Source organism: Stackebrandtia nassauensis DSM 44728, assembly GCF_000024545.1.
GTDB lineage: Bacteria > Actinomycetota > Actinomycetes > Mycobacteriales > Micromonosporaceae > Stackebrandtia > Stackebrandtia nassauensis.
The window spans coordinates 901,061-919,501 of record NC_013947.1; the positions used below are offsets into that span (position 1 = coordinate 901,061).

Here is an 18,441-nt window from a genome sequence, read left to right on the forward strand (position 1 = left end):
AAACCGGGTGTTGCCTTGACCCCATGACACACAACGGTTCCGCATCAGCCAAGACAGCCAGACTCAAAGCCAAGTGGTTCTCCCACCTGGGAATCTTCGCCATCGCCCAAGCGGTCTTCGCACTCACCGACAACTCCTGGGCCCTGGCCTTCCTCCGCGACTCGGTCCCCGACGATCAGTCCATCGCGATGATCGCCAGCCGCATCTGGCTCATCGTCTTCGCCGTCGACACCGTCTGGAGCTGGTGGTCGATCGCCGACCGCCAAAAGAAAGCCGCCGCCCAGCGCGAGGGCCAACACCACCCCCTCGTCACCCGATACGACGAGAACCGATGACGGCCCCGACGAACCGCCGCCCCCGCGTCGCCTGGTGGCGCCGCCCCTGGGTGATACCACTGGGCCTGGGAACCGTCGCGTTCCTGGCCTTTTCCCTCCCGCCGTACCTCAGCTATGACCCGGCCCAAACCCGAGTCCCCGCACCGCCGGGCTTCCCCGAGTACTACTGGATCCTGCACACGCACATCATGTTCGGCACCATCGCACTGGTGACCTGCTGCCTCCAGGTATGGCCCTGGCTGCGGCAACGCCACCCGAAAATCCACCGCACCAGCGGACGGCTCTACGTCCTGGCGGGAGTCCTACCCTCGGGCCTCCTCGCGCTCCCGGTCGCGATCTTCAGCCTCTCGGGCCCCAGCGCCCAGACCAGCTCGGTACTCCAAGCCCTCCTATGGCTGGGCGCCACGATCGCGGGATTCCGCGCCGCCCGGGCCCGCCGCTTCCGAGAACACCGCCGCTGGATGGTCCGCAGCTTCGCGCTGACAACCTCCATAGTGGTGAGCCGCATCTGGCTGGTGGCGGTCGACGCGGCCTTGAAACCCACCCTGGAAACGGGGTTCGACGGCAACGAGCTGTTCTTCGACCAGACGGTGGGCGGCATCGCGGCCTGGCTGAGCTGGGTGGTGAACCTGCTGCTGGCGGAGTGGTGGCTGAGCCGCAAACCGAAACGGGGAGGCGGACGACGTCCCGCGCCGCGGACGGAGGGGATCGGCGGGGCGGGAAGTGGGGGCGGGGAACCGAAATCCGCTGAAGTGAGCCTCGCGGCCAAGGTGGACTGACGAACTCACGGAACGACATGGACGCAGCCGGGTACGGTCGGTTAGGTTGACGGCCGTAACCGGCTGTGGAGGTGTCGTGGAGTATCGGATTCTGGGGCCGCTGGAGGTCGTCCGGGACGGGGTTCCGATCGCCATCAAGGGGCGGCACCAACCGCGCCTGCTCGCGATGCTGCTACTGGAGGCGGGCCAGACGGTGACGCTTTCGCGGCTGGTGGACGTGCTGTGGGACGAAGAACCCCCGGAGACGGCCCGGCGCCAAGCGCAGAACTACATGGCGGCGTTGCGCAGAACCCTCGGCACGAGCAACCCGATCGAGGTGGTGGGGGAGGGATACCGGTTCGCGGCTGGGGACAGCTTTGTGGACTCCGTTCGGTTCGAGGAGCTGAACCACCTGGCGCGTCACGACGCACGCGAGGGCAGACATGCCAAGGCGTTGCCGAGCTTCGACGAGGCACTGGGCCTGTGGCGAGGACCGACCCTGGCGGGGTTGTCGGCGCGGTGGCTGGAATCGCGGTCAAGGCGACTCGACGATCTCCGCCTCGGCATGATCGAGGACCGCGCGGCGAGCCTCCTCGAACTGGGGCGACACGCGGACGTGGTGGGGGAGCTGGCGGAACTGTTGGCGGAGAAGCCGTATCGACAGCAGGCGGCACGACATCTGATGCTGGCGCTGTATCGGTGTGGCAGGGGTGCCGAGGCGCTGGAGGTCTTTGGGGCACTACGGACGCGGTTGGCGGAGGAACTGGGGATCGACCCGAATCCGATGGTGCGGGAGCTGCATGGGCGGATCCTGCGGGAGGACGCGTCGCTGGCGGTGCCGCGGCCAGAGATGTCAATCGTTGCGGCTAAGCCAGAGATTCTGGTGCCCGCACAGCTTCCGGCGGGCGTGGCGACGTTCACCGGCCGGGATGAAGAGCTGGCCGAGTTGGACAGGCTGTTCGACTCCGGAGCCGCTGTCACCGTATTGTCGGCGATCTCCGGTGGTGGTGGCGTGGGAAAGACTGCGTTGGCGGTCCACTGGAGTCGGAATCGGACCGAAAGGTTCCCTGACGGACAGCTCTACGTCAACCTGCGCGGTTTTGACCACAATGAACCGTTGAAGCCCATTGACGCGCTATCACGATTCCTTCGTGCGCTTGGGACTCCGAGCGCCAAAATTCCGGCAGAGACCGAGGAGGCGTCGGCGCTGTTTCGCTCGGTGATGAACGGCCGGAACATGCTGGTGGTCTTGGACAACGCCCGAACTGCTGAGCAGGTGCGACCGTTGTTGCCGGGCGGCCAGGACAACGCCGTCCTGGTGACGAGCCGCAATCGGCTGGCGAGCCTGGCGGCGCTCAATGACGCCAAGCTCATGGCTTTGGATGTGCTCAGCCTTACGGAGTCGTTGGAGCTACTGGCCGAGCTGATTGGGGCTGATCGGGTTAACGCGGATCCGGATTCTGCCCGTCGGCTGGTCGAATTGTGCGGTCATCTTCCGCTGGCATTGCGGATCGCGGCCGCTAGCCTGGCGGCAAGGTCCGATGGCTCGATATCCAATTTGGCGTCCGAACTTGACAGCGTTTCTCGGCTGGAGATCCTCAGCATCGAGGGCGACCCGTACTCAGCTGTTACGGCGACGTTTGACCTATCAGTCGGCGCTTTGAGCATTGAGGCCCGGGATCTGTTCCTGCGCCTGGGGATGATTCCGGGTGAGGACATTGCGGAAGGACTGGCCGTTGAGGTTTCGGGCCACCAGGAGGATCGAGCCAAGGACCTGTTGCAGGGTCTGGTTTCTGCACACTTGCTCGAGACGCATGTTCCAGGGAGGTACCGCTTCCATGACCTGGTGAGAATCTATGCGCATCGTTGCGCAATTGACAAGTTGAGTAGCTCAATTTGTGAATCGATTATCGATACGCTCGTCGCTTGGTACTTCCAGAATCGTGGTCGAATCAGTCCCGATGAAATTCCAAATGTGGTTACCACCTGCAAGTTGCTGAACAAACATCCGGAGATGTGGCGGGTGGCATACACCTTGAGCATGATCACGCACCACGGGCTCGGTTTGAAAGTCGCCCGTGACCAATGTGAGATCGCTTTGAGGATCGCTGAGGTGTATAACGACAGGCATGGCCAAGCACGCATGCTGTCTGCACTTGGGGGGATTCAATATGCACTAGGGGAAACGGAGCTTTCCATTGAATTGTCCCGGAAATCCGTAGCCACAATAGATCCTAATGTGGACTCACGGACATACGGCGACTTGTGTAACAACCTCGGAATTCGGCTTAGTTGGAGCGGTCGGTATCGGGAAGCCGAGGAGTGGCTGGTGAAGTCATTGCAGCCGGGTTATATGGCTGAAGGCGTTCATTTTGAACTGGTGCGCGTGCTTAATTTGGGAACTGTGTACAGGGCGTTGGGGCGTTATGGTGATGCATTGGCATACCTGGATCGAAGTGCGGCACTTTTGTCGAAGCTCGAAAGCCGATCAATCGCCGCGAGCATTTATCTCGCCAGAGCGCTATTGGAGAACGATCGAGGTCGCCACCGTAAAGCTTGGGCCTATGCCCAGGAGGCATTGCTTGCAGGTCAGCAGTGCAAGTCTGTTCGTTCGATAGTGATCGCGCTCCAGCAACGAGGTTTGGCAGAGTTTGGGTGCGGGAAAATCGAGCGAGCGCGTGAGGACTATCTTGCGTCTACAGTACGAGCAAATGAACACGGAATGTCTACAGTAGAGCGTCGCAACTACTGTTTTCTCGCGGACCTCGAATGTTTCGCTGGCGACAATAGTCGAGCAGTGAAGTATCTGGAGTCAGCAGCAGCAGTGGAAGTCTTGCAACCTCCTAGATACCTGGTTGCAGAGATGCTGCGCGTGGACAGCAACGTTCGTTTGAAACTGAACGCGTATCGGCATGCTGTAAGTACGGGACGCAAGGCCGCAGCCTTGTTCGCCTCAATGCCTGATCCGCTGCGCCATGCGCGTTCGTTGGTGATAGTCGCTAGGGCATATGAGGGCTTGGCCGACTACAACAAAGCAGCAGACGCTCGCCAAGAAGCCCTAGCCATCTTCACTCGTCTGGGAGTCCCCGAAACCGCAGTGCTGCGGGCCGAAATCGACGCTCACAGCTGACCAGCCGTTGTGGGCCAACCCAGAAGTACGGCATCGCGGCGCGTGACGCGGCCACCGCGATGCCGTACGGTTTCGCCAGCCTCGCCGCGAGCGGCTTGCTGGCGAGGACCTGGTTCCCGTTTCCAGGCCTCGCTCGCTTCGGCCGGTTCCGCGTTCCCGTCGCGGAAGCGGTCGAAGACGGGTGGGTAGACGCGCGCCCCCGATGTTGCCGGCGCGCGTCTTTTGAAGTACCTATACGGCGGGCTGTCCGGCCAGTTTGTCCAGGAGGTTGTGGAGGCGGGTTTTCCCGTTGGCGACTTCCTCCGGTTTGACCTTTACTCCGCACAGGTCCATGAACTGGGCGACCGTCGCTTCGCGGAGCGCGGTCACCGCCGTTTGGTAGGTGGTGGTGACGGTGGTGGACAGTTGTTTGGGGGTCAGGTACGAGTAGGCGTCGGGCTCGATGGTGACGTCGCGCAGGATCCCGCCCGGGCCGACCGTGACCGTGACGAGGCGGCGGGGGTCCCAGGCGGTCATTCCGTCCGCTTCGGCTCGGTGGTTGGCTTCCTTCAGTACGGTTTCACCCATAGCTAGTGCGTCCTCTCCTCGCTCTTGCTTGGCGGACACAACGATTACTCGCGGTTGCACGAGTTCGGCACGAGTCGTGCACGAGGGGTGGGTCGTTACGAAGCTGTGACCAGTCGGGGCATTCCCCAGTTACTGGTGAGTTCGCTAAGCTGCCCTGATCAGCCGGACGCCCCGTATTTCATACCGGCTTCCCTATGGTGTCTGGCGGGAAGGTCAACGCACATGGGCGTGGGTGCCGAAGTCGTTGGGCTTACCAAGTCCTTCAACGGCAACAAACCCGTATGGTCGGACGTGTCGCTAACGGTACCGTCCGGCGATATCACCGTGCTGCTCGGACCTTCCGGTACCGGTAAGTCGGTGTTCCTCAAGACGCTCATCGGGTTGTTGCGTCCGGACCGGGGCAAGGTGTTCATCGATGGTCAGGAGTTGACCGCGATGAGCGACCGGGAGTTGTACGCGATCCGGCAGCGATGTGGGGTGTTGTTCCAGGATGGGGCCCTGTTCGGGTCGATGAACATCTACGACAACATCGCGTTTCCGTTGCGGGAGCACACGCGGAAGACGGAGCGGGAGATCCGCCGGATCGTGATGCAGCGGCTGGACGTCGTGGGCATGGTCGGCGACGAGGACAAGCTGCCCTCGGAGATATCGGGCGGTATGCGCAAGCGCGCCGGACTGGCGCGGGCGCTGGTCATGGACCCCGAGCTGATCCTGTGCGACGAACCCGACTCCGGTTTGGACCCGGTGCGGACCGCGCTGCTGAGCAAGACCATCGCGGAGCTGAACGCCGAGACCGGGGCGACGTTCCTGATCGTCACGCACGACATCAACACCGCGCGGACCCTGCCGCACCACATCGGGATGCTCTACCTGGGGCAGCTGGTCGCGTTCGAGCGGCGGGAACAGATGCTGGCCTCGGACAAGCCGGTGGTCCGGCAGTTCCTGAACGCCTCGATCGAGGGGCCGATCGGGATGACCGAGGAGAAGGACGCCAACGGGCAGAACGGACAGACAGCGCAGCAGCCGTTCGGGGTCGCCCAGTGACGACCCAGGCCGCCGAACCGCAGCAAGCCACCCCGCCGCCCGCACCCGGGCCGATGGGGAGGATGTTCGCGGGGGTCGGCCGGTTCACCGGGTTCACCATCGACACCTTCAAGGCGGTGCCGCGGCGGCCGTTCCAGTGGTCCGAGGCGATCAAGCAGGCGTGGTTCATCGCGAGCGTGTCGATCCTGCCGACGGCGTTGGTGGCGATCCCGTTCGGCGCGGTCATCGCGTTGCAGCTGGGCTCGCTGTCGAAGCAGATCGGGGCGGAGTCCTTCGCCGGGGCCGCCAGTGTTCTGGCCGTGGTCCGCGAGGCCGGGCCGATCGTGACCGCGCTGCTGATCTCGGGCGCGGGCGGGTCGGCGATGTGCGCCGATCTGGGGGCGCGCAAGATCCGGGAAGAGCTGGACGCGATGGAGACGCTCGGCGTCGACCCGATCCAGCGGCTGGTGGTGCCGCGCATGTTCGCCGGTGCCGTGGTGGCGTTCTTCCTCAACGGGGTGGTCTCGGCGGTGGGTATCGCCGGTGGCTACATCTTCAACGTGTACATGCAGGACGGGACGCCGGGCTCGTACCTGGCGTCGTTCGCCGCGCTGGGGCAGGTCGCCGACGTGGTGTCGGCGCAGCTGCGCGCCATCGTGTTCGGCATGGTGGCGGCGCTGATCGCCTGCTATCTGGGCATGAACGCCAAGGGCGGCCCCAAGGGGGTCGGCCAGGCCGTGAACGTGTCGGTGGTCGTGAACTTCATGGTGCTGTTCGCGTTCAACTTCGTGATGGTGGCCCTGTACTTCCAGCTGGTTCCGCAGAAGGGTTCGTGACATGTTGACGTCCCTGGGAACCCAGTTGCAGTTCTACGTCCGCGCCATCGCGTGGATGCCCAAGGCCGTGGTGCGCTACCGCAAGGAGGTCGCGCGGCTGTTGGGCGAGGTCAGCTTCGGCGCCGGTGGCCTGACCGTCGTGGGCGGCACCGTCGGCGTGGTGGTGTTCCTGACCTTCTTCACCGGCACCGAGGTCGGCCTGCAGGGCTACCAGGCCCTCAACCAGGTCGGCACCAGCGCCTTCACCGGGTTCATCTCGGCGTACTTCAACACCCGTGAGATCGCGCCGCTGGTGGCGGGTATCGCGCTGTCGGCGACGGTCGGCGCGGGTTTCACCGCCCAGCTGGGCGCCATGCGGGTCAACGAGGAGGTGGACGCGCTCGAGGTCATGGGCGTGCGTTCGCTGCCGTACCTGGTGACGACCCGGATGCTGGCCGGGCTGGCCGCGTGTGTGCCGCTGTACGTGCTGGCGCTGTTGTCCAGCTACGTCGCCACCCGCGGCGTCGCGATCTTCTACTTCGGTCAGTCCTCGGGGACCTACGACCACTACTTCTCGACCTTCCTGGTGCCCGGCGACGTGCTGTGGTCCTTCGGGAAGGTGCTGTGCTTCTCCGTCATCGTGATCGGCGTGCACTGTTACTACGGCTACCACGCCTCGGGCGGTCCCGCCGGTGTCGGTGTCGCGGTCGGCCGGGCCGTCCGGACGGCTATCGTCGCAGTTAACATTGTCGATTTCTTTGTGTCGCTTGCCGTGTGGGGAGCAACCACGACAGTCAGGATCGCCGGATGAAGCAGCGAATCGCCGGTCTCGGCTTTCTTCTCGTCCTCGCGGCGCTGCTGGGTCTGTGCGTGGCGTCCTATATGAAACTGTTCAGCCCCAAGGTGGACGTGACCGTGCAGGCCGCCACGGCGGGACTGCAGATGTCCCGGGGCGCCGACGTGAAGCTGCACGGCGTGCTGGTCGGCGAGGTCCGCGACATCAACTCCACAGGCGACGGCGCCGAGCTGGATGTGGCGCTGGACCCCGATTCCACCGCCTCGATCCCGGCCGGGGTCACCGCCCGGCTGCTGCCCAAGACGCTGTTCGGCGAGAAGTACGTCGAACTGATCGCCCCCAAGTCCGACACCGGTGGTTCGATCCAGCCCAACACCGTCGTCAAGGAGGACAAGTCCAAGGAGGCCGTCGAACTGAACGACGTCCTGGACGGGGCGCTGCCGCTGCTGCGGGCCGTCCCGCCGGAGAAGCTGTCGGTGACGCTGTCGGCCATCGCCGGCGCGCTCGACGGCCGTGGTGACGAACTGGGCGACACGATCGTGAAGCTCGGCGACATCGTCCGCACCCTGAACAAGGAGATGCCGACCATCGAGGCCGACATCGACGAGCTGGCCAAGGTGCTGGACAACTACCGGGGCGCGCTGCCCGACCTGACGAAGGTCCTGGAGAACCTGACGGTCACCAACAAGACCATCACCGACCAGGAGGACGAGCTGCAGGCGATGTGGATGTCGACGCAGGACTTCAGCGACGACACCCGGGTGTTCCTGGACCGCTACCAGGGACGGCTGATCCAGTTCGGCGAGGTCACGCAGCCGTTCATCGAGCTGCTGGCGACCTACTCGCCGGAGTATCCGTGCCTGTTCCAGGGCCTGACCGAGCTTCAGCCCGACATCGAGGAGGCCTTCTCGGGCGGGCGGCTGCACATCACGCTGGAGATCACCCAGAACAACGGCAAGTACGAGTCCGGCCGCGACGAACCCGAGTGGACCAGCCAGTACGGGCCCAACTGCCGGGGCCTGCCGGAGGGCAACTCGGAGGCCGCCGAGAACCAGTTCGGCAACGGCTACGACTACGACGGTGAGCGCAGCAACCTGCCGATCGAGATCCCGGGGCTGACCGACGCCCCGGCGCAGGAAGACGACGAGGGCACCAACGCCGAGAACAAGGACGATGAGGACGAGGACGGTCCCGGCGTCGAGCTGCCGTTCGATCCGATGATGGGCTACGCCGGTACCGAGGAGGAACAGTCGGTGTTCACGCCGATGGTGGCCGCCTCGACCGGTTCCGACGTCACCGACCTCAACGGCGACCTGGTCTCGTTGCTGTACGGACCGATCTTCCGGGGTGCCACAATTTCTGCCCGTTAGCGGCGAAATCGTCAACATTGTGGCCGGTCGGCCAGTTCTCCCACTGTTTTCCCGGGGGTTACCTACCAAGGTCTTGCGCGCAAGCCGCGCGGTCTTGGATCATGTCCGTACCCCTACAGAATGGAGAGAACCGTGAGACGAAAGCTAGTGGCCACCGCTGCCGCGGTGGGCGTGCTGGCCGGTTGCCTCGCGCTGGCTCCGTCGGCGAATGCCGAGCCCGCCAAGGACAAGAAATCGGCGGCCTGCGATGTCATGGTGACCGGTCACCGCGGTGCCAGCGGTTACCGTCCCGAGCACACCATCGAGGCCTACACCGTCGCGGTGACGCTGGGAGCCGACTACTTCGAGCCCGACCTCGTGCCCACGAAGGACGGGCAGCTGGTGGCCCGCCACGAGAGCGAGATCTCTCAGACCACCAACGTCGCCGACAAGCCCGAGTTCGCCAGCCGCAAGACCACCAAGGTGATCGACGGTGTCTCCTACACCGGCTGGTTCACCGAGGACTTCACCCTCAAAGAGCTGAAGACCCTGCGCGCCAAGGAACGCCTGCCCGAGCTGCGTCCGTACAACAAGGACCACGATGGTCTGTACCCGATCATGACCATCGAGGAGATCATCAAGCTCCGCAAGGACCTCTCGTTCCAGAACAAGCGCGAGGTCGGGATCTACCCGGAGCTGAAGCACCCCACCTACTTCAACTCGATCGGCCTGAAGGTCGAGGAGCTGCTGGACCAGAAGCTGGGGGCGGCGGACCTGGATGACGCGGACGACCCGGTGCTGATCCAGTCCTTCGAAGAGGGCGCGCTGAAGAAGATGGACTCGCTTGTGGACAACAAGCTGGTGTTCGTGATCGGCGACAAGGCGGCCACGCCCGACAAGCTGAAGGAATACGCGAAGTGGCTGCACGCCGTCAGCTACGCCAAGGACATCATCATCCCGCGTAAGTCCGACGGTTCGCTGGGCACGCCCTCCACGGCCGTGAAGGACGCCCACACCGCCGGTCTGGACGTCCACAGCTGGACCTTCCGCAACGAGAACTTCTTCCTGCCCACGAACCTGCGGATCGGCGACTATCCGCCGGACTGGGGCAACTACCAGGAGGAGTACCGGCTGTTCATCAACACCGGTATCGACCAGATGTTCAGCGATTTCCCGGACAAGGCGATCGACGCCCGGGAAGAGTGCTCCAAGAAGAAGAACTGACGCAGGCTTCACCGTCCGGGCGGCGCGGGCTCCCCCGCCGCCCGGCACTTTTTCGTCCGCATCGCGTTAGGCTAAGCCAATGCAACGTCCCGTGGATCTGCGCGAACTGTCCAACCGGCTCGCTACAGACATCCAACGCTTTGAGCGCGAAGAGATCCCGGTAACCGAGCACAACCTCAACCGGCTGCGATCGATGGAGGACCTCCTCAAACGGCAGCGACTGGCCTATAAGGAGCTGTACGTCTACTTCTGCCACCAGCTGGAGCAGGCGCTGACGGCGGTGGACGACAAGATCACCCGGCTGGAGGCGCGGCTTCCGGAACTGCCGGAGGGACTCGAGGATCCGGAGGACCGGAACTAGTCCTCACCGATCCACTTCTGGTAGATCTCCTCGAAGTCGCCGTTCTTGCGGCTCTTGGCGAGCACCTCGTTGATGGTGGACAGTAGTTCGTCGTTGTCCTTGGCCACCGCGTAGCCGTATTCCTCGCCGGTGTCGTACTTCTCGATGATCTCCAGCTTGCGCTGGTCGTCGGTCACCTTGGAAGTCCATAGTGGGACATCGTTGATGGCGGCGTCGACCTGGTCGTACAGGACGGCCTCGCGCAGCTTGCCCAGGTCGTTGTACGTCTTGAGGTCGTACTCGTACTTGTCCTGGTTCTCGTCGGCGTAGGCGAAGCCGGTGGAGTCGCGCTGGACGCCCAGCACCTTGCCCTTCATGTCCTTGAGCGTCTTGATCTTCGAGCCGGGCTTGGCGCCGAGCGCCTGCTTGGCGTCGTAGTACGGATCGGAGAAGGACATGACCTCCTCGCGGGGCGGCGTGATGGTCAGCGCGGCGGCGGCCACGTCGCAGGTGCCCTCCTCGAGGGCCTGGCCCGAGTCGATCTGCTCGAACCCGATGTCCACGATCTCCTGCTTGAGGTCCAGTTCCTTGGCGACCAGGTCCATGATGTCGACGTCGAAGCCGACGACCTTGTTGTCCTGCCAGGAGTCCTTGAACTGGAACGGTTCATAGGGGATGGACGTGCACACCGTGAGGGTGTCCTGACTGGAGCATGCGGCGAGACCGAGGGTAAGTGTGAGCGCGGTGCCGATCGCGGTCAACGATCGCACCGGCGTGGACGAGCGTGTCAAGGGGAGGCTCCTGATTCGCTGCGCGCGTCGGGCGGGCGCCGCCTATCGTGCCATACGGATTGACCGAAAGGCGAGGTGTAGAAAGGCTTTTCGGAGGATTCACATATAGGTATTCCACAATTAACTGTGTGTCCGCGGCCACCACGTGGCGCTGCGTGAGCGCCCGCCCGCTACTGTTGAAGATCCCTCGTTTTCGCCGAGTGAGAGAAGTGCCGAGCCGCCCATGTCGTCCTATATTGCCGCCGTGTTGTGCGCGCTGGTGCTGCTGATTCTGGCGGTGGGTCTGGGCATCGGGATAGCCCTGATAGTGGTGAGGCGACGCGAGGCCAAACGAAAGGCCGAACTGGCCGCGGCGCCCAAGGACCCGTTCGCCGATCTCGACTCCGACATCCTGCGCGGCGACCCGCGCGCCCTCAAGGCGGGCGACATCTTCGACACCCACGGTGAGACCCTGACCGTGCGCGGCAGCCTGCGGCTCAAGCAGGGCGGCTACTACTGGAGCGAACACCTCATCGACACCGGCGAGGGCGTCAAGCGCTGGCTGTCGGTCGAGGAGGACCCGGACCTGGAGCTGTACCTGTGGACGTCGGTGACCGACACGGTGCCCGCGCCCGGCCCCAAGACCATCGAGTACGACGGGAAACGCTTCAGCTCCAAGGAATCCGGACGCGCCCGCTACACCAGCGAGGCCACCACCGGACTGGGTCCGTCCGGCAACCTCAGCTACCACGACTACGAGGCCGCCGACGGCTCCCGGCTGTCGTACGAGGACTTCGACGACACCGGCCGCTCCGAGGTCGCGCTGGGGCTGCGCATCCTGCGCAACGAGATCACCATCTACCCGCAGTCGCCATGATCCTCGACCTCGACGTCCCGTTCGCGGACTCCTCCGTCAATGACCTGCGCTTTCTCGACCGGGCCCCGGCGCTGCCGGTGCTGGGGGCGCTGGAGTTCCCGCACCCGGTCCCCGGCGGTCACCTGACGCTGCGGCTGTTGGGCGCCAGCCACCAGGCCGAGGTGTGGACCCCGGAGGGCGGCGTCTACGCCGAGACGGTCGCGTGCCTGCCCGGCGAGGGCAGCCCGGTGCCCGCCAGCCACACCACCACGGTGGGCCCGTGGAGTTTCTGGTTCTCCTCGCAGGTGCGGGCCCTGTCCGCCGAGGAGTTCTCGGCCCGCTGTGCCGAGTTGCGGAGCCGGGCCCGCGACTGGGAGAACACCATCCTGGTGGGGGAGTTCCCCGGCCACCCCGACGCGATGACCTTTCTGGACGCGTCCTCGCAACTGCCCGGTTACGGCCGCGGCTGGTCCACGGTGCACTGCTATCCGGAGGAACAGCGGATGGTGCTGACACACACCGTGGCCATGCCCGTGACGGAACCGGCGTTTCCGCACTGATCTTGGTACCGTTTCTCGCACCCCTTTGAGTTATCCCCAGGAGTCATGATGAGCAGCAAGGCATCGGGTTGGGCGGTCTTCGGCGTCATCGCCGTGACCGGTGTCGTGATCGCGTCGTGCGCGATCGCGTCGAGTTCGGCGAGCCCGCGTAAGTTCATCGGCAAGAACTACTCCTGCGACGTCGACCCGACCGAGCACGACACCGCCAGCTGCGACGATTCCGACAGCCCGGCCAACGTGGCCACGGCCATCGCGGCCGACACGCAGCCGGTCGACACCCAGCGTCCGGCCGACAACGTGTCCAGCGTCGAGTGCGACGACACCACCACCGCCGACTCCGAATACGGTCCCGACGCCGATCTGTGCGCCGACGCCGACCTGCCCCGCGACGACCAGACCGTCTACATGCAGTACGAGGACGACCTCGTCGTGGTCTCCAAGGCCGACACCGGTTGCACTGTGGACGTCTACGACTACGACGAGGGCTACCGGCGCCACGGCGCCTTCTTCGCGGTGGTCGGCTGGACCTCCACCCGCCCCTCCTCGCGCGGCGGCGGCTTCAGCGGCTTCGGAAAATAGACTTCGCCCTCCAAACAGGAAAGACAACTGACATGTTGAAGGAACTGCTCAACGAGACGGTCTCCGTCCTGGCGTTCAGCGGCGTCGGCATCGTCCTGATGGTGCTCGGCTTCGTCCTCGTCGACGTCATCACCCCGGGCAACCTGCGCAAGCAGATCTGGCTGGAACGCAACCGCAACGCCACCGTCCTGCTGGCGTCCAACCTGCTGGCCGTGGGCATGATCGTGTTCGCCGCGATCAGCGCCTCCTCCGACAACCTCGTCGTCGGCATCTCCTACAGCTTCGTGTACGGCGTCATCGGCCTGATCGTCATGGGCGTGGCCTTCGTGCTGCTCGACCTGCTCACCCCGGGCAAGCTCGGCGCGATCCTCGTCGAGGAGAACAACCACCCGGCGGTGTGGGTCACCGCGGCCACCCACATCGCGGTGGCCCTGGTCGTCATGGCCGGTCTGTCCTAAATGTCGTCAGTTTCACGGGGGAAACTGGCACGCACGGGCCTGCTGGCGACGGTGTTCATCTGCGCCGCCTGCGGTCTGGTCTACGAACTGGCGCTGGTCGCGCTGGGCAGCTACCTGATCGGCAACACCGCCCAGCAAGCGTCCATAGTGCTGGGTCTGATGGTCTTCGCCATGGGCGCGGGCGCCCTGGCGGCCAAACCGCTGCAGAAACGCGCCGCCGCGGCCTTCGCTCTCATCGAACTGCTGCTGGCCCTGTTCGGGGGCCTGAGCGTCATCGCCCTGTACGCCGCCTTCGCCTGGCTGCACCTGTACACGGTGGCCATGGTCGGGGTGGCGCTGTTGCTGGGCGTCCTCATCGGCGCCGAGATTCCACTGTTGATGGTCCTGCTTCAGCGGCTGCGCAAGCAATCCGCGGGCAGCGCCGTGGCCGACCTGTTCGCCGCTGACTACATCGGCGCCCTGCTCGGCGGACTGGCCTTCCCGTTCCTGCTGCTGCCGGTCTTCGGCCAGATCAAGGGCGCCCTGATCGTCGGCGCCGTCAACGCCCTGGCCGGGCTCATCCTCGTGTTCACGCTGTTCCGTCGCGACCTGCGGCGCCGCACCCGCTGGATCGTCGGCGGCTTCGCCGCCCTGGTCGCCGTCACCCTGGTCGGCGGCTACGCGTACGCGGGCCGCTTCGAGGCCGAAGCCCAGCAGGCCCTGTACGCCAACCCCATCGTCTACAGCGAACAGACGCAGTACCAGCGCATCGTGATGACGCAGTCGATCTCGCCGTTTCGCGACACCGACACTCGCCTCTATCTCAACGGCGACCTACAGTTCTCCTCAGTGGACGAATACCGGTACCACGAGGCCCTGGTCCACCCGGCGCTCGCCGGTGACCGCGACGACGTCCTCGTCCTGGGCGGCGGTGACGGCCTGGCCCTGCGCGAGATCCTCGAATACCCCGACGTCGAGAACGTGACCCTCGTCGAACTCGACCCGGCGATGACCGATCTGGCCCGCGACAACCCGGTCCTCAACCGGCTCAACGGCGACGCCTTCGCCGACCCCCGCGTCGACACCGTCAACGCCGACGCGTTCAACTGGCTGCGCGGCAACACCGGCCGCTACGACGCGATCATCGTCGACATGCCCGACCCCGACGAGACCGCCACGGCCAAGCTGTACTCGGTGGAGTTCTACGGCCTGGCTTCCCGGCTGCTGGCCAAGGACGGCCGGATGGCTGTCCAATCAGGATCCCCGTACTTCGCGCCGAAGTCGTTCTGGTGCGTCAACAAGACGCTCAAAGAGGCCGGAACCAAACCCGTCCCGTACCACGTGACCGTGCCCAGCTTCGGCGACTGGGGCTTCAACCTGGTCGGGGCGAAGTCCACACCTGAGCTCGCACTCGACCCGCCCGGGGACCTGAAGTCCCTGGACGGGCCGACCCTTGACGCGGCCACCGTCTTCCCGCCCGACCGCCCCGAACGCGACGTCCCGGCGTCCACGCTCATGGACCCCGTCATCCTCGAGTACGCGCAGTCCGAATGGGACAGCTACGGCTGACGCTCGCTACTTGAGCCGCACCAGGCTGAGCCACAGCCGATCGGTGGTGCCGTGCGGGTAGGAGTACTTGCCGCCGCAACCCCAGCCGGACTGGCAGTTGTCGCCCATGATGTACGCGCTGGTGGGTGAGGTGACCGCGACTCCCATGTAGCCGCTGGAACCCAGGTCGCTGCACGGATGGCCCTTGTAGCCGGTGCCGCAGTTGGTGGGGATGTTGCGGTAGAAGTCGTGGGTCGCGGTCCACGACACGCCGCCGTCGTAGCTGAACGCGATCTTGTTGCCCGGTCGTCCGAAGACCAGCATCAGCACGCCACCGCTCATGGTGTGCACGACGGGAGCGACGCCGCGCACCACCGTCTTGTCCGTCGCGCCGGGCACCACCACGGCTTTGGCACCGGTCCACTTGGCCTTGGCCAGGTCCGCCGCCGAGTTCACCGCCGAGGTCGTCACCCGGTAGGACAGCTTGCTGTAGGTCAGGCCGTTCTTGACGACCTCGTAGCGGGAGATCATGAGCAGTTTCTTGTCGGCCCTTCGGGTCACCGAGGATTCGCTGTAGGTGTTGCTGTCCGACTTGAACACGGTGGCGGTGCGTTTCCAGGACGAACCGTCCTTGCCGCCCACCAGCAGATGGGCCGCCGACCAGGTTTGCTTGTACTTGCCGTCGGAACCCTTGACGCCCTTGTGAGCGGCGTAGTACGGCACCACGCGATTGCCGTCCGGCAACGTGATCACCCGCTGGAACGACTGCCCCGCGGCTCCCGGGAGGATCGCGCCACCGTTCATGTCGAGTTTGGACCGGCTCGGTTTCCAGGACTTCCCGCCGTCGCCGGAGGTCCACTGGTAGAAGTACCGGCCCGAGGAGTCATTGTGGGCCCGCAGCTCCACGGCGACCAGATCGCCGCCGGAATTCTTGAACACGTTGTTCACCGACACGTTCTGGGCGTCGGCGGACTGCATCAACGGCTTCTTGGTGCGAGCGTCCAAAGCCGGATGCCAGACACTGTTGGCGTCCTGGTATTCGACCCGTGACTTCACCGGGTTCTGGCCGTCGGGGCTGACCAGGAAACTGCGAATGAACCGGCGATGGTCGCCGCCGCCATCGGTCCACGACACGTGTTGCAGTGACGGCATCGCCCGGTACTGCCGGTTGGGATCTTCCTTCTCGACCTGAGCCGCCGCGTAAACGGGCTTCAGTGCCGACGTCTGCGACTCGCCGACCGCGAGGCCGACACCGACTCCCAGACTCACCACCAGCGTGCCCGCGACCGCGATCAACGCCGAACGCTTACTCAACTTCACATTCGTCTCCATAACGTCTGTTTTGGACCGACCGAGACCAGCGAGGTCGGCCAGAAACAAACTATAGAAACGTGAGGATATTTGCAAGTATCCTCATATTTGGCACCGGTGCTCAACGGTGTTTCGCGGTGCGCAGCTTGGCGTCGACCAGCGCCGACAACCGCGCCCAGGTCGGTGAGCCCTCCGCCTGCCGGTCGTTGACCAGCCCGTAGCGGGTCGCGGTGTCGGACTTGCCGTGCAGGCTCGTCGACACCTCCAACAGCTCGGGGTTGGCCAACAGGTACTCGGCCGCGGCCACCGCCAGTTCATCCACCCGTGGGTCGTCCGGTTCCCAGTCGCTGGCGGCGACGGAGCGCTTGTGCAGCTCCACGTACTGTGGATCGTCGAAGGACCGCTCGACCCCGGTGAGGTAGTCGTCGAAGTCTCCGGGCACCAAAGCCCGGGCCAGGATGAAACTCTCCTGCGACTGCGCCACGTAGTCCGGTGGGAAACCGAGTTCGATGGCCTTGTCCAGGATCGCGAACGCCCGCTCGGGCAACAACAACCGGTTGCCGGTGGCGAGCCGGTCCAGCATGTCGCGCCGGGCGACCAGTTCGTCGATCCGCTCGGTCAGCCGTCGTTTGACGTCGGCCAGATCGGCGGCGAACGCCTCCGGGTCGGCGTCCAGCAGCGCGGCGATCTCGGCCAACGGCACTCCCGCCTCGGCGAGCGTCCGCACCTGGACCAGCCGGATCAGCTCGGCCGACCCGTACCGCCGGTACCCGGAACCGTCGCGGCGCGGCTCGTCGACCAGGCCGAGCCGGTGGTAGTGCCGCACGGTCTTGACCGTGACCCCGGCGAAGCTCGCCGCCTGGCTGATCGTCAGCGCACTGTTCATGTCCACAGCGTCTCCCACCGCCGAAGCCGCCGCGCCCAGGGGGCCGGGTTCAGACGGGACCGCGTCGGTGTCGCTTCAGATTGCGCCACACGCGGTCGAGGCGGCTCGTGGGTTTGGGGAGCTGTCGGGTGATGTCCTTGAGTTCGGCGGTGATGTCGACCGTCCAGCCCAGGTTTCGGCGCAGGTGCCGTTTGACGGTGCCGCAGGGCCAGCGTTCGCCGCAGGCGCAAGTCGTTATGGCCCATAGCATCGGGAGCAGCCCGGCATGGATCACGAGCCGCAGGCTCCGGTCGGCGGGTCGGTGGATGTCGAACACGGACGGCTTCGGCGGCGGCCAGGGGCCGGGTTCGTTCGAGGAGTTGAGGTAGCCGGTCAGTACGGCCATGACGGTGTTCGTCCTTAGAACTGGGGGTGGTGCGGGGTGGGCGGTCGGCAAGCGCGGGCCCGACGGCTCGCGAAGGAGCGACACGGCGTCGGCTTATTCGGGAGGCCCCGCGACAATCCGCCCACCCCGCGAGAGTCCGATGGCCGACCGTGCCGCGGCCATCAAACCCGGAAGCCGACCGGTGTCGGCTTCTCATAAGGACTTCGTAGCCGGTGGCACCCCGGATGGGTCCCTATTTCGGATCGCGGACCGGCTAGTCGTCGTCGGTGTCGTGTTGCCGGTACATGGTGACCATGACGCCGTAGCGGGGGTCGTGGTCGGAGTCGGGTTCCAGTTCGTCGAGCGACTCCTCCAACAGCGCGCGCAGTCGTGCCGCCTTGGCGGGGCTCAGCCGGAGGTGGCGCAGCACCAGCAGTGGGTCGTCGGCGGCGCCGATCAGTTCCTGGGCGACGGCGGCCAGGCTCGCCGCGGTCGTCGTCTCCGCGGCCTCGGACGCGAAGTCGAGCCGGGCCGCGGTGCGTTGGTAGTACTGCTCGGTGCCGCCTCGGACGGTGCGGGTGGACACGACGTGGACCATTCCCGCCTCGGTGAGGACCTTGATGTGGTGGGCGATGTTGCCCTTGCCGGTGGCCAGTCGCTTGGCGAGCTGGCTGATGGTGGCGGGCTCGCCCAGGGCGAACATGAGGCGGTGGCGCAGTGGATGGGCCAGGGCCTTGAAGTGGTCGGGAGTGGAGACGTCGAAGGCCGGTTTGGCGAAGGACGGTGACATGAA

At 65.2% G+C, this 18,441-nt stretch carries 19 protein-coding genes and 1 pseudogene; 14 read left to right on the plus strand and 6 right to left on the minus strand.

From position 1 onward, the window contains the following. The first annotated feature begins 23 nt into the window (after positions 1-23). The 3 genes from SNAS_RS04195 to SNAS_RS32360 all read left to right on the plus strand — a co-directional run bounded on the left by SNAS_RS04195 (position 24) and on the right by SNAS_RS32360 (position 4,223). Positions 24-335, plus strand: coding sequence for a hypothetical protein (locus SNAS_RS04195; protein ID WP_013016133.1), 312 nt, complete (start codon positions 24-26; stop codon positions 333-335). After that, positions 332-1,114 carry a DUF2306 domain-containing protein gene (locus tag SNAS_RS04200; RefSeq protein WP_013016134.1) on the plus strand — a complete coding sequence of 261 codons (783 nt, stop codon included), beginning with the start codon at positions 332-334 and terminating at the stop codon, positions 1,112-1,114. Before SNAS_RS04195 ends, SNAS_RS04200 begins: the two co-directional genes overlap by 4 nt. 76 nt (positions 1,115-1,190) lie before the next feature. Beyond that, entirely contained in the window at positions 1,191-4,223 is a 3,033-nt protein-coding gene (locus SNAS_RS32360; RefSeq protein ID WP_013016135.1) for an AfsR/SARP family transcriptional regulator, read from the plus strand. 231 nt (positions 4,224-4,454) lie between these two features. Here SNAS_RS32360 and SNAS_RS04210 read toward each other — a convergent pair whose 3' ends face one another. After that, the gene (locus SNAS_RS04210; protein ID WP_013016136.1) at positions 4,455-4,790 is read right to left on the minus strand and encodes a YbaB/EbfC family nucleoid-associated protein; all 336 of its coding nucleotides are present in this window, start codon (positions 4,788-4,790) and stop codon (positions 4,455-4,457) included. Positions 4,791-5,012: 222 nt separating this feature from the next. Between SNAS_RS04210 and SNAS_RS04215 the strand changes: the two are divergent. The 6 genes and pseudogenes from SNAS_RS04215 to SNAS_RS04240 form a co-directional block, all read left to right on the plus strand. Beyond that, positions 5,013-5,825: pseudogene (locus SNAS_RS04215) on the plus strand (ABC transporter ATP-binding protein); the annotation flags it as partial. Positions 5,826-5,896: 71 nt separating this feature from the next. Then, positions 5,897-6,649, plus strand: a complete 753-nt coding sequence (locus tag SNAS_RS04220) for an MlaE family ABC transporter permease (RefSeq protein ID WP_041624543.1) — start codon at positions 5,897-5,899, stop codon at positions 6,647-6,649. A gap of 1 nt (position 6,650) precedes the next feature. After that, positions 6,651-7,439 (plus strand): MlaE family ABC transporter permease, encoded by a 789-nt coding sequence (locus tag SNAS_RS04225; protein ID WP_013016139.1) that lies wholly within the window; start codon positions 6,651-6,653, stop codon positions 7,437-7,439. Further along, positions 7,436-8,794, plus strand: a complete 1,359-nt coding sequence (locus tag SNAS_RS04230) for an MCE family protein (protein WP_013016140.1) — start codon at positions 7,436-7,438, stop codon at positions 8,792-8,794. Before SNAS_RS04225 ends, SNAS_RS04230 begins: the two co-directional genes overlap by 4 nt. Before the next feature lie 132 nt (positions 8,795-8,926). Next, positions 8,927-9,997, plus strand: a complete 1,071-nt coding sequence (locus SNAS_RS04235; protein ID WP_013016141.1) for a glycerophosphodiester phosphodiesterase family protein — start codon at positions 8,927-8,929, stop codon at positions 9,995-9,997. 79 nt (positions 9,998-10,076) lie between these two features. Then, positions 10,077-10,358 carry a hypothetical protein gene (locus tag SNAS_RS04240; RefSeq protein ID WP_013016142.1) on the plus strand — a complete coding sequence of 94 codons (282 nt, stop codon included), beginning with the start codon at positions 10,077-10,079 and terminating at the stop codon, positions 10,356-10,358. Here SNAS_RS04240 and SNAS_RS04245 read toward each other — a convergent pair. Next, positions 10,355-11,128 (minus strand): ABC transporter substrate-binding protein, encoded by a 774-nt coding sequence (locus tag SNAS_RS04245; protein ID WP_013016143.1) that lies wholly within the window; start codon positions 11,126-11,128, stop codon positions 10,355-10,357. The genes SNAS_RS04240 and SNAS_RS04245 overlap by 4 nt on opposite strands. A gap of 223 nt (positions 11,129-11,351) precedes the next feature. On the opposite strand from SNAS_RS04245, the gene SNAS_RS04250 reads away from it, so the two are divergent. From SNAS_RS04250 to SNAS_RS04270, 5 genes are read left to right on the plus strand one after another with little or no spacing between them, the layout of a single operon-like run. After that, positions 11,352-11,984, plus strand: a complete 633-nt coding sequence (locus SNAS_RS04250; protein WP_013016144.1) for a DUF4178 domain-containing protein — start codon at positions 11,352-11,354, stop codon at positions 11,982-11,984. After that, positions 11,981-12,523, plus strand: a complete 543-nt coding sequence (locus tag SNAS_RS04255) for a DUF2617 family protein (RefSeq protein WP_013016145.1) — start codon at positions 11,981-11,983, stop codon at positions 12,521-12,523. The genes SNAS_RS04250 and SNAS_RS04255 overlap by 4 nt, the downstream gene beginning before the upstream one ends. 48 nt (positions 12,524-12,571) lie before the next feature. Then, on the plus strand, positions 12,572-13,102 hold the full coding sequence (locus SNAS_RS04260) for a DUF4247 domain-containing protein (RefSeq protein ID WP_013016146.1): 531 nt from the start codon (positions 12,572-12,574) through the stop codon (positions 13,100-13,102). Between the two features lie 32 nt (positions 13,103-13,134). Then, entirely contained in the window at positions 13,135-13,560 is a 426-nt protein-coding gene (locus tag SNAS_RS04265; RefSeq protein WP_013016147.1) for a DUF350 domain-containing protein, read from the plus strand. After that, complete coding sequence (locus SNAS_RS04270; RefSeq protein WP_013016148.1) at positions 13,561-15,108, plus strand: polyamine aminopropyltransferase; 1,548 nt, start codon at positions 13,561-13,563, stop codon at positions 15,106-15,108. It begins immediately after the preceding gene. Between the two features lie 6 nt (positions 15,109-15,114). On the opposite strand, the gene SNAS_RS04275 is transcribed toward SNAS_RS04270, so the two are convergent. The 4 genes from SNAS_RS04275 to SNAS_RS04290 form a co-directional block, all read right to left on the minus strand. Then, on the minus strand, positions 15,115-16,407 hold the full coding sequence (locus SNAS_RS04275) for a sialidase family protein (protein ID WP_013016149.1): 1,293 nt from the start codon (positions 16,405-16,407) through the stop codon (positions 15,115-15,117). Between the two features lie 112 nt (positions 16,408-16,519). After that, positions 16,520-17,284 carry a MerR family transcriptional regulator gene (locus tag SNAS_RS04280; protein ID WP_013016150.1) on the minus strand — a complete coding sequence of 255 codons (765 nt, stop codon included), beginning with the start codon at positions 17,282-17,284 and terminating at the stop codon, positions 16,520-16,522. Between the two features lie 49 nt (positions 17,285-17,333). Then, complete coding sequence (locus SNAS_RS04285) at positions 17,334-17,669, minus strand: hypothetical protein (RefSeq protein WP_013016151.1); 336 nt, start codon at positions 17,667-17,669, stop codon at positions 17,334-17,336. Positions 17,670-17,922: 253 nt separating this feature from the next. After that, positions 17,923-18,438, minus strand: coding sequence for a winged helix-turn-helix domain-containing protein (locus SNAS_RS04290; protein ID WP_013016152.1), 516 nt, complete (start codon positions 18,436-18,438; stop codon positions 17,923-17,925). Between the last annotated feature and the right edge of the window lie 3 nt (positions 18,439-18,441).